Source organism: Streptomyces apricus, assembly GCF_008369065.1.
In the GTDB taxonomy this organism is placed as follows: domain Bacteria; phylum Actinomycetota; class Actinomycetes; order Streptomycetales; family Streptomycetaceae; genus Streptomyces; species Streptomyces apricus.
Genome location: NZ_VDFC01000046.1, coordinates 912,229 through 923,133, shown reverse-complemented (window position 1 = coordinate 923,133; position 10,905 = coordinate 912,229). Strand labels below are relative to the sequence as shown.

General features: G+C 72.6%; 11 protein-coding genes. 6 read left to right on the top strand and 5 right to left on the bottom strand.

Annotated elements, in window-relative coordinates; translation table 11 throughout:
• Positions 1–162: 162 nt before the first annotated feature.
• The gene (locus FGF04_RS24275; RefSeq protein ID WP_149513391.1) at positions 163–1,122 is read right to left on the bottom strand and encodes an alpha/beta hydrolase family protein; all 960 of its coding nucleotides are present in this window, start codon (positions 1,120–1,122) and stop codon (positions 163–165) included.
• Between the two features lie 241 nt (positions 1,123–1,363).
• Here FGF04_RS24275 and FGF04_RS24270 point away from each other — a divergent pair, with 241 nt between their 5' ends.
• The 3 genes from FGF04_RS24270 to FGF04_RS24260 all read left to right on the top strand — a co-directional run bounded on the left by FGF04_RS24270 (position 1,364) and on the right by FGF04_RS24260 (position 2,900).
• Positions 1,364–1,945, top strand: a complete 582-nt coding sequence (locus FGF04_RS24270) for a TetR/AcrR family transcriptional regulator (RefSeq protein ID WP_188114244.1) — start codon at positions 1,364–1,366, stop codon at positions 1,943–1,945.
• A 73-nt stretch (positions 1,946–2,018) separates the two neighbouring features.
• On the top strand, positions 2,019–2,438 hold the full coding sequence (locus FGF04_RS24265; RefSeq protein ID WP_188114201.1) for a helix-turn-helix domain-containing protein: 420 nt from the start codon (positions 2,019–2,021) through the stop codon (positions 2,436–2,438).
• A gap of 51 nt (positions 2,439–2,489) precedes the next feature.
• Complete coding sequence (locus tag FGF04_RS24260; RefSeq protein WP_149513389.1) at positions 2,490–2,900, top strand: VOC family protein; 411 nt, start codon at positions 2,490–2,492, stop codon at positions 2,898–2,900.
• Between the two features lie 12 nt (positions 2,901–2,912).
• Here FGF04_RS24260 and ppk2 read toward each other — a convergent pair whose 3' ends face one another.
• Both ppk2 and FGF04_RS24250 read right to left on the bottom strand, forming a co-directional pair.
• Positions 2,913–3,857, bottom strand: coding sequence for a polyphosphate kinase 2 (ppk2, locus tag FGF04_RS24255; RefSeq protein WP_235882512.1), 945 nt, complete (start codon positions 3,855–3,857; stop codon positions 2,913–2,915).
• Between the two features lie 174 nt (positions 3,858–4,031).
• Positions 4,032–5,216, bottom strand: coding sequence for a PP2C family protein-serine/threonine phosphatase (locus FGF04_RS24250; protein WP_149513387.1), 1,185 nt, complete (start codon positions 5,214–5,216; stop codon positions 4,032–4,034).
• A 337-nt stretch (positions 5,217–5,553) separates the two neighbouring features.
• Between FGF04_RS24250 and FGF04_RS24245 the strand changes: the two genes are divergently transcribed.
• Entirely contained in the window at positions 5,554–6,033 is a 480-nt protein-coding gene (locus FGF04_RS24245; RefSeq protein WP_408055654.1) for an NUDIX hydrolase, read from the top strand.
• Positions 6,034–6,086: 53 nt separating this feature from the next.
• Here FGF04_RS24245 and FGF04_RS24240 read toward each other — a convergent pair whose 3' ends face one another.
• The gene (locus FGF04_RS24240) at positions 6,087–6,347 is read right to left on the bottom strand and encodes a hypothetical protein (RefSeq protein ID WP_149513385.1); all 261 of its coding nucleotides are present in this window, start codon (positions 6,345–6,347) and stop codon (positions 6,087–6,089) included.
• Positions 6,348–6,657: 310 nt separating this feature from the next.
• On the opposite strand from FGF04_RS24240, the gene FGF04_RS24235 reads away from it, so the two are divergent.
• The gene (locus FGF04_RS24235) at positions 6,658–8,322 is read left to right on the top strand and encodes an alkaline phosphatase D family protein (RefSeq protein ID WP_149513384.1); all 1,665 of its coding nucleotides are present in this window, start codon (positions 6,658–6,660) and stop codon (positions 8,320–8,322) included.
• A gap of 261 nt (positions 8,323–8,583) precedes the next feature.
• Positions 8,584–9,957, top strand: a complete 1,374-nt coding sequence (locus FGF04_RS24230; RefSeq protein WP_149513383.1) for a carbohydrate-binding protein — start codon at positions 8,584–8,586, stop codon at positions 9,955–9,957.
• A gap of 36 nt (positions 9,958–9,993) precedes the next feature.
• Here FGF04_RS24230 and FGF04_RS24225 read toward each other — a convergent pair.
• Positions 9,994–10,905: serine hydrolase domain-containing protein (locus tag FGF04_RS24225; RefSeq protein ID WP_235882461.1), on the bottom strand; the 912-nt coding region annotated here is incomplete at its 5' end.

Sequence of the window (10,905 nt, the reverse complement as noted above, 5' to 3'; positions counted from 1 at the left end):
TGCCTGCGGCGCTCCGGGTGCGGGTGTGGGTGCGGGGGTGGGTGCGACGTGCCATGCGGGCCTCTTCGCGACGGTTGCGGGTGACGCCTCGACGCTAGGAAGCCTTCGGCCCGGGCGCGCGACGCACTGAGCCGAACGGGTGGCCGGCCGTTCGGCTTCGCGCTACTTGCTGTCGACCCGTCCCACCGCGCCGGGGCCCGTCGTCAGGTCCTCGCACGCCGTGCGCCAGGCGGGGTCGCCGGGGTGGAACTCGCTGCGGAGGTAGGCCGTCGTCAGCCGCTGGACGGCCGCCACCCGCCCGGGGTCCTCGTCCGTCGTCTCGGCGACGTCGTAGCCGGAGATGCCGCCGAGGCCGTGCTCCGCGCCGAACAGGGTGAGCAGGTGCTTGGGGCCGGGGGAGAGGGTGTACGGATCGGCGTGCCAGTCCGGGCCCATGACCGTCAGGTGGGCGGAGGAGTCCTTGTCGCCCGCGACCACCAGCGCCGGTGTCGTCATCCGGGAGAAGTCAGGGGTGGCGAAGAAGGGCCACTGCTCGGCGATGCCCGGGGCGAGCGCGTCGCCCCCTCGGCCGGGGGCGGCGAGCAGCACGCCCGCCTTGATCCGCGGATCGGCCAGGTCCACCACCGTCCCGTCGTCCGGGTCGGTCAGCCGCGCCCCCAGCAGCAGGCTCGCGGTGTGCCCGCCCATCGAGTGCCCCGCGACGGCGACCTTGTCCCGGTCCAGGCGTCCGCGCAGCTGCGGGACGGCGGCCTCGACCGCGTCGAGCCGGTCGAGGACGAACCGCATGTCCTGCGCCCGCGATCGCCAGTACATCGGCGCCCCGGGGGTGTCGGCGGGCAGGGACAGGGTGCGGGAGCTCAGGTGGGTGGGCTGGATGACCACGAACCCCTGCGCCGCCCAGTGGTTGACGAGCGGTGCGTAGCCGTTGAGGGAGGAGAGGTGGTTCGAGTGGCCCTGGCCGTGCGAGAGCAGGACGACCGGCAGGTTGTCCCCGGTCACCGGCGCGGAGACGCGCAGCCGGAGGTCGACGGCCCGGTCGGGGGCCGGCAGCACCACCGGAGCGACCGACAGGACGGGGACGGGGAGGTCGGAGGCGTTCGCCGTCCGGGTGGTCTCGCTCATGATGTGTGGTCCGTTCACGGAAGAGGGCTCGGCCGCCACGGAGCGCAGGAGCACATGCCGGGCGGCGCTTCGGATACGCTGAAGCGGAGCGTTGTTCCATTTAATATACGGAGCGCTGTTCCGCTTTGTCAACGGCCCTCGTGGTCACGGCCCTGGTGGCCCTCGGAAGGAGAGTGCGGTGCCCAGTACGGATGAGTCGGGTAAGCCGGGTACGGACGGGTCGGGCAAGGCTGCGCCGGGCGTGTCCGGGAAGGCGCCGGTCCGCGGCAAGCGGGTCGACGCGCAGCGCAACCAGCAGACGCTGCTCACCGCCGCCGCGGCGGTCTTCGTCGACTCGGGGGTCGATGCGCCGATCCGCGAGATCGCGGCCAGGGCGGGCGTCGGGATGGGGACGATCTACCGCCACTTCCCGACGCGCGCGGACCTCGTCGTCGCCGTCTACCGCCATCAGGTCGAAGCCTGCGCCGAGGCCGGCCCGGTCCTGCTGGCCGAGGCCGGCTCCCCGTTCACCGCCCTGCGCCGGTGGGTCGACCTCTTCGTCGACTTCCTGGTCACCAAGCACGGGCTCGCCAACGCGATGCAGTCGGACAGCAGCGGTTTCGACGCGCTGCACGCCTACTTCCTCGACCGGCTGGTGCCCGTCTGCGCACAGCTGCTCGACGCGGCGGCCGAAGCCGACGAGATCGCACCCGGTACGCAGGCCTACGAGCTGATGCGCGGCATCGGCAACCTCTGCATCGGACGGGACGACGACCCCCGTTACGACCCCCGGCGGCTGGTCGCCCTGCTCCTGCGGGGCCTCCAGCGGCCGGAGTCCTCCTGACGGACGGACGGACTGACGGGCGGGCTGGCGAGCGAGAGAGCGGGCCGGCGGGCGGGCGTGGTGTGATGGCGCCGTGAGCCGTGCCGCAGAGGAGACCAACCGCCGTATGCTCCGGGCGCGGGACGCGATGGACCGTGCGTACGCGCAGCCGCTGGACGTCCCGGCCCTGGCGCGCGTCGCCCACCTGTCCCCGGCGCACTTCGCGCGCACCTTCCGCGCCACGTTCGGCGAGACGCCCCACCGCTACCTGCAGCGCCGCCGCGTCGAGCGCGCGATGTCCCTGCTGCGGGAGACCGACCGCAGCGTGACGGACATCTGCTTCGAGGTCGGCTTCGGCAGCCCCGGAACCTTCAGCCGGACGTTCCGCGACATCGTGGGCCGCTCCCCGCGTGCCTACCGCAAGGAGGCCGGGCGGGCGGCGGACACGGGAGCGGCGACGGCCGCCGGCGTACCGACCTGCTTCACCATGGCGTGGCTGCGGCCGCACCTGTGAAGAGCAGTTCCGGATAAGTTTCCGCCCGGTCCCGCCACTAGCGTGGTGCGCATGTTCACCGCCATCACGCACTCGCAGATCTACGTACTCGACCAGGACGAGGCCCTCGACTTCTACGTCGGCAAACTCGGTCTGGAGGTCAACGCCGACGTCGACCTCGGCTTCATGCGCTGGCTGACCGTCAATGTCCCCGGCCACCCGGAGCGCCAGATCCTGCTGGAGAAGCCGGGCCCGCCGGCCCTGTCCGAGGAGACGGCGGGCCAGGTCCGCGAACTGCTCACCAAGGGCGCCACGGGCGGCCACCTCATCTTCAGCACGGAGGACTGCCGCAAGACGTACGAGGCACTGCTGGCCCTGGGGGTCGAGTTCACCGAGGAACCGACCGAGCGCCCGTACGGCATCGACTGCGGTCTGCGCGACCCCTTCGGCAACAGCATCCGCTTCACCCAGCCGAAGGGGTAGCGCGGCCGTCCGTCAGTCCTGTGCCGGCGGGTCCTCGGGGTGCCGGCCCGGTCCGTCGACGTGCGGCGACAGCGGGGTGGGGGAGAGGTCCGTGGGCTCCTCGCCCGCCTCCAGCAGGGTGTTGGCTGCGCCGATGATCCGCGGGTCGGCCGCCCCCACCGCCTCCTCGTCCTTCGCGGCGTAGTCGCAGCGCAGCAGCAGGTGGCGCATGGCCTCCAGACGGCCCCGGCGCTTGTCGTTGCTCTTCACCACGGTCCACGGGGCGTACGGCGTGTCCGTCGCGCGGAACATGTCGACCTTCGCCTCCGTGTAGGCGTCCCACAGATCGAGCGAGGCCAGGTCGGTGGGGGACAGCTTCCACTGCCGCACGGGGTCGACCTGCCGGATGGCGAACCGGGTGCGCTGCTCGGCGCGCGACACCGAGAACCAGAACTTGACCAGCACGATCCCGGCGTCGGTCAGCATCTTCTCGAAGACGGGCGCCTGCTCGTAGAAGAGCTTGTACTCGGCCGGAGTGCAGAAACCCATGACGCGTTCGACGCCGGCCCGGTTGTACCAGGACCGGTCGAAGAACACGATCTCGCCGGCGCTCGGCAGGTGCGGCACGTAACGCTGGAAGTACCACTGCCCGGCTTCCTTCTCGGTGGGCTTGTCCAGCGCCACCACATGGGCACCGCGCGGGTTCAGCCGCTCGGTGAACCGCTTGATGGTGCCGCCCTTGCCGGCCGCGTCGCGCCCCTCGCACACCACGACGATCCGCTGCCCGGTGTCCCGCACCCACTTCTGCAGCTTGAGGAGCTCTATCTGCAGGATGCGCTTCTGCCGCTCGTAGGGCCCGCGGCGCAGCTTGCTGTCGTACGGGTAGTTCTCGCGCCAGGTGTCCAGGGGCTTGCCGTCGCCGTCCAGCAGGACGGGCTGCTCGGGGCGTTCCTCGTCCACCAGCAGTCCGGCGAGCAGTTCCGTCTCGACGGAGGGGTCCTCGTCGCTGTTGGAGGCCGACGCCTTCCGAGGTTCAACCACAAGCGGTCCCTTCGTAGCCCGGGCGGCCGGAGCGTGCCGGAGCGGTCGTGGCCGCCCGTACCGGATGTTCGGCTGCCAAGTACCCGGATGCCGCGAACAATCACCGCGGACTCAGGTGACCGCTGCCGCCGGGGCGTCCGGGGTGCCGTACCAGTCCAGGACCATGACGGTGGCGTCGTCGGCCAGGTTCCCCCGGCAGGTCTCCCATACGGCGGCCGTCAGGACCCGGACCGCCTCCCTGGGGTGCAGGTCGCGCGTCTCGTGCACGAGCGCGGCGAGGTCGACGGCCGCGGCGCCGCGGTCCTGCATGCCGTCGGTGAGCAGGACCAGCCGGTCACCGGCCCGCAGGGGCAGTTCCTGTTCCCGGTACGGGAACGGCGCCGGCACGCCGAACGGCAGGTTGACGGAGAGCCTGACCTCCTCGACGGCGCCGTCGCGCAGCCGCAGCGGCCACGGATGCCCCGCGTTGACCAGCCGGCACAGGCCCGAGCCGAGCTCGATGCACAGCAGTTGCCCGGTGGCCAGACCGCGGTTGTGCTTCATCAGGGCCCGATGGGCCTGCTCGGCCTGGGCGACCGGCTCGCAGCCGCCGCGGCGGGCCCCGCGCAGCGCGCCGAGCAGCAGGGTCGCCAGCAGGGCGGAGTCGGTGTCGTGCCCCATGGCGTCGGTGATCGACAGGTGCAGGGTGTCGCGGTCCAGCGTGTAGTCGTAGGTGTCCCCGCCGATGTCGTCGGCCGGGATCAGCCCCGCCGCGAGCGCGAACTGCGACGACTCGCAGCTGGACGCCGTGGGGAGCAGCTGGTGCTGGATCTCCGCGGCCAGGCTGGCCCGGGTGGTGCGCCGGGACAGGTGGTACAGGTCGGTGAAACGACGGTCCGTGACGATGATGTACGCCAGTGCGTGCGCGGCCTCCCGCACCTGCCTGAGCACGGTGTCGTCGGCGTGCTGCAGGGTGATCTCCAGGACACCGATGCAGTCGCCGCGGTTGCTGACGGGCGTGATGACGCGCTGCCCGCCCCGGCCGTCCGCCTCCATGTGCTGACGCTGGCTCTGCAGCACGGCGTCGTAGACGCTGCCGCGCAGCTCGATCGGTCCGGTCGGCTCGACGCCCTCGTCGGCGCCCGACGCGTTGAGCCGCACCAGCCGCTGACCGATCAGGTCGACGAACAGGAAGGACACGCGCTCCGCGCCGAACCTCTTCTGCAGGTTGCGTGCGACCACATCGACGGATTCGCCGGGTGGGGCGGCCTCGGCAGCGGCCAGCAGCTCACCCAGTTCCAGATCTCCACCGTCCACGACAACCTCCCATCGGGTTCCAAATCTCCTTCCCCGTCTTTCCTCGACCTCACTTGGTGTGTGTCTCCTCACGGGGGGTGTTCTCGTACGCGTGTACGGGAATAGCGCAACGCTCTGTGTCCGCCCGCCGACCCGATGCCATCCTGTGGGTTCTTCCGTCGTCCGTGGAGGTGCCATGTCCGAGCCGTCCGTCGTCGACGACGGTCCTGCGTCTGCCGCCCGGATTCGGCCAGACGGTCGTGTTCACGCTGGAGGAGGCGTTCCGCGGGCAGTGAACCCCTTGAACCCCTTGAACCCATTGGACCCGGAAGGCTCCCGAGGGACGGACGCGGCGCCCGTGCTGTCCCTCGGTGTGGAGGTGCCCGTGCCGGCGGCGGGGGAGGTGTGGACCGTGGGCGCGGTGGTCCTGAACGGCCGGGGCGAGGCCTTCGCCCAGAAGCGCGGCCCGCACCGGCGCCTGTACCCCGGCGCCTGGGACGTCCTGGGCGGCCACGTGGAGCCGGGCGAGACCCTGCTGGAGGCGCTGGCCCGCGAGATCCACGAGGAGTCAGGGTGGCACCTGCGCCGCGTACGCCGCCTGCTCCGGGTCAGCACCTGGACGGGCGACGACGGGAACGGCCTGCGCCACGAGGCGGACTTCCTGGTGGAGGTCGACGGCGACCTGGACCGCCCGGCCCTGGAGCGGACGAAGAACTCCGCGTACGCCTGGTTCGGCCCCGCGGACCTGCACCGCCTCAAGGAGGGCCGCGCACCGCACGAGGCCCTGATCCACGACCTGATCGCGGCGGTGGTCGAAACCCCGCCCCCGCTCGGCTGACGGCGGGGCGGCCCGCTCCGTCACCGGTGCTGCACGGCCGGGGCGGACGGCCGTCAGACCCGTGCGCGGCGGCGGATCGTGGTGATGCGCAGGGTGAGGGTGATGGCGAGGAGGACCCAGGCCACCGCGCTGTAGGCCCAGTGGGCCGCTCCGTCCACCACGTCGAAGATGCTCCATACGGCCCACAGGGCCAGGACGGTGCACAGCGCCGTCCAGGCGATGTCCATGACGCGGACCCGCAACTGCCCGCGCTGCCTGGTGCCGCGCTCCAGCGGGCCCAGCTCGGACACCTCGGTCGTCCTCTGCGTCGCCATGGTGGTTCTCCTTCGCTGCTCGTGCGTGTACCCGTACGCGTGCCGGTCCTCGTACGGGGCTTCCGGATACCCCGTGACCTGCCCCGCAACCGGCCAAGGCGCCGACGACAAGCGGAGTTTCGTAGTCCGGGTGGTGCGCCGCCGGGCGCGTAGGACCGGCTTCCGCGGACCGCGGCGCGGCGCTGCCGTCAACGAAGCTTGCCGTATTTGTGAGCTTTATCCGTTTAGCATGCGGTGATCCGCGTCCTGTGGCCCCGCCGCACACAGCCCGTGGGTCCGTTGTGCCGTCAACCGCAAGAGGAGCCGTCCTATGGCCCTGGCAGGCCGCCGCAGACCGCTGACGCAGGACACCTCGTCACGTCACGACCCCGAACTGCGCACCGCCGCACGGCACTTCGGGCGCCGCCGCTTCTTCACGGTCACCGCCGCGGCCGCCGCCCTGGCCTTCTCCGCCAATCTGCCCGCCCGGGGCGTCGCGGTCGGCAAGGAGCTCGACGGGGCGAGGATCCCCAGCGACCCGTTCACGCTCGGCGTCGCGTCCGGAGACCCGCTGCCCGACTCCGTGGTGCTGTGGACCCGGCTCGCCCCGTCCCCGTACGAACCGGGCGGGGGCCTGCCCTCGCAGTACGTGGGCGTCCAGTGGGAGCTCGCGAGCGACGAGCGCTTCGCCACGGTCGTCCGCTGGGGCCTGGCCATCGCCTACCCGGAGTACAACCACAGCCTGCACATCGAGATCGAGGGCCTGGACCCCGGCCGGGTCTACTACTACCGGTTCAAGACCGGCAGCTGGATCAGCGAGACCGGGCGCACCCGCACGGCCCCGGCCACCACGGCCGCCGCCGCGAAGCTCACCTACGCGGCCGTGGCCTGCCAGGCCTACCACGACGGCTACTTCACCGTGCACCGCCACCTGGCGCAGGACGACGTCGACGTGGTCTTCCACCTCGGCGACTACCTGTACGAGTACGCCGTGAACTCGGCCGGCGGCGCCCGCGACTACACCGACCGCAAACTGCCCGCCCTCTACAACCGCGAGGCCAAGACCCTGGAGGACTACCGCCTGCGGTACGCCCTCTACAAGAGCGACCCGGACCTGCAGGCCGCCCACGCGAGACACCCCTTCGTGGTCACCTGGGACGACCACGAGACCGAGAACAACTACGCGGGCGCCATCAGCGAGAACAACGACCCGCCGCAGGAGTTCCTGCTGCGGCGCGCCGCCGCCTACCGGGCGCACTGGGAGAACCAGCCGCTGCGCGGCGCGCAGCAGCCCAGCGGCCCGGACATGCAGCTCTACCGCCGCCTCCAGTGGGGCACGCTCGCGCAGTTCGACGTCCTCGACACCCGCCAGTACCGCTCCGACCAGGCGTACGGCGACACCCTGCACGCGCCCGGGCCCGAGACGGACGACCCGGCGCGCACGCTCACCGGCACGACGCAGGAGAACTGGCTGATCGACGGCTGGCGCGCCTCGCAGGCGCTGTGGAACGTGCTGCCGCAGCAGGTGTGCTTCTCCCAGCGCCGGTTCGACGTCGGCCCCGACGCCAGGACGTCCATGGACGCCTGGGACGGCTACCGGGCCTCGCGCCGGCGCGTCCTCGACGGCATGAAGTCGGCCGGGATCGACAACCTGCTGGTCATGACGGGGGACGTGCACGTCGGGTACGCCTTCGACATCAAGGAGGACTTCGACGACCCGGCCTCGAAGACGCTGGGCACGGAGATCGTCGCCACCTCGGTGGCGAGCGGCAAGGACGGCGCGGACCGGCCCGGCAACTGGGACACGTACATGAAGGCCAACCCGCACCTGAAGTTCTACAACGGGCGGCGCGGTTACGTGCGAGTCTCCCTGGACCGGGAGAAGGCGCGGGCCGACTTCCGCACGGTCACCGCCGTGACGACGCCGGGCGCACCGGTCAGCACCGCCGCGTCCTTCGTCACCGAGGCGGGCAACCCGGGCCTGGAACCGGTCTGACGACGGCCGGTCCGCTACGGGCGCCCTGTCCGGTACGGACGCACGGCCTCCGCGCCCCGGATCCGTGCCCCGCGTCCACGCCCGGTGCCCGTACCCGGTGCGACGCTCCGTCGGCACCCGGTACTCCGCCGGGCGGACCCCTCGTGTCGCCCGAAGCGGCCGAACTGCGCGCCGCCGGACATTTTCTGAGTCCATGTCGGCAAGGACTGTGTTCTCCACCCCCGGTCGCCACCGGACCCCCGAGAACGAGGAGCCCACCCGATGGTCCACAGAAACACCGGCAGAACCAACCGGACCGCCCTGACCGCGCTCGGCGCACTCGTCCTCACCGGGCTGCCCGCGGCCGCGGCCGCCGAACCCCCCGCGCCGGCGCCCGCCTCGGCCGCCCAGACGCTCGGCGCCGACCGGCCCTCGGCGGGCCTGCTGCGCGCGCTCCAGCGCGACCTGCGGCTGACCGGAGCGCAGGCCAGGGCGCGGCTGGTGAACGAGGCGGAGGCGGGCACCCGCGCCGGCCGCATCCAGAACGCGCTGGGCAAGCACTTCGCGGGCGCCTGGGTCGGCGGCACCACCTCCACCGACCTGACCATCGCCACCACGGACGCCGCCGGGGTCGCCGCCATCGAGGCCGACGGGGCGCGGGCGAAGGTCGTCCGCAACGCGCTGCGGGACCTGGCGGCCGTCAAGGCGAAGCTGGACGCCGCGGCGGCGGGCGGCTCCCTCGACACCCCGGTCCGGTACGTCGACGTACGGACCAACCGGGTCACGGTGCAGGCGACGAGCGGCGCGGCGGCCGACCGGCTGATCACCGCGGCCGGGGTCGACCGCGGGCTCGTGGAGGTCAAGGTGTCGGCGGACCGGCCCCGCGCCCTGCACGACGTCCGCGGCGGCGACGCGTACTACATCGACGACAAGGCCCGCTGCTCGGTGGGCTTCTCCGTGACCAAGGACGCCAAGCAGGGCTTCGCCAGCGCCGGGCACTGCGGCAAGGCCGGGGCGAAGACGACCGGCTTCAACAAGGTCGCCCAGGGCACGTTCGAGGCGTCGGTCTTCCCGGGCAAGGACATGTCCTGGGTGAGCGTCAACAGCGAGTGGACCGCCACCCCGGCCGTCAAGGGCGAGGGCGAGACGAACGTGCAGGTCACCGGTTCGGTGGAGGCGCTGGTGGGCGCGGCGATCTGCCGGTCGGGCTCCACCACCGGCTGGCACTGCGGCACGATCGAGCAGCACGGCACCAGCGTCCAGTACGCCGAGGGCACCATCGAGGGGGTGACGCGTACGACGGTGTGCGCGGAGCCCGGCGACTCCGGCGGCTCCTACGTCTCCGGCACGCAGGCCCAGGGCGTCACCTCCGGCGGCAGCGGCGACTGCACCAGCGGCGGCACCACCTTCCACCAGCCGATCAACCCGCTGCTCACGGAGTACGGGCTGACGCTGAAGACCGCGACGGGCGGCGGCACGCCCGGCCCGCAGGACGGTCCGCAGGACGGCCCCTCGGGCAGCTGGCGCGCCGGCAGCGTCTACGGGACCGGCATGCGGGTGACCTACGACGGCGCCACCTACGCGTGCCTGCAGACGCACCAGGCGCAGGGCGCGTGGCAGCCCGCCCTCACCCCGGCCCTGTGGCAGCGCGTCTGACGGAGGGTCCGACGCCCGCGCGGTGACGGCGGCGCCTCACTCCTCGGCGAGGAGCGCGTACGCCGTCGCCACGAAGGCGTCACGGACCCGGAAGCGGCGGGTGCACACGGCGGCCAGCGCCGTGCCGGTGTCGGGCCGGAAGCCCAGGAAGGCCTGCTGGCCGAGGGTGGCGCCGCAGTGGAAGTACAGCGGACCGTGCCCGGTGGCGTGCTGGAACCAGCCCACCGTGTGCACGTGCCGGCGCCTGTGGCCACGCCGCAGGACCGGACGGCGCACCGCCCGCAGCGCACCGGCCAGCGGCCGGCCCGCCGGTTCCAGATGGGCTTCGAGGAACGTCAGCAGGTCGTACGGGGTGGACCTGACGGCGCCGGCCGACCGGAAGCCGCCGACGGTCAACGGCGGGGTGGGCGTAGAGCCGTCCCTGCGGTGACCGGTGGCGTCGGTGTCCGGCCCGGCGGGCCCGAGGGCGGTGCCGCGCAGTCCCAGGGGCAGCAGCACCTGGGTGGTGAGCAGGTCGTCCCAGGGCGTCGCGGTGGCGGCGGCCAGGGCGTGGCCGAGCACGGCGACACCGAAGTTGGAGTAGCGCCAGCGGGTGCCGGGGCGCCGGGGCGGCCGGCGGCGCAGGAAGGCGTCGATCACCAGCCGGTCCGGATAGCCGGCGTAGGGGTTGCTGTGCCACGTGGGCAGGGCCCGCGGGTAGAAGTCGGCGGGCAGGGACGGCAGCCCGGACGTGTGGGTGATCAGGTGCGCGAGGATGACGGGGTCCCGGCCGGCCGGGCGGGCCGGGTCCAGGCAGACCGCGGCCGGCGCGCCCGCGGACAGGAGGCCCGACTGGGTCAGGTGGGCCAGCAGCAGTCCGGTGAACGTCTTGGAGGCGGAACCGATCTCGTAGCGCAGCCGGTCGCGGGGGACGGGCGGGGGCGGACCGGTGCCGCCGCAGCGCACGGT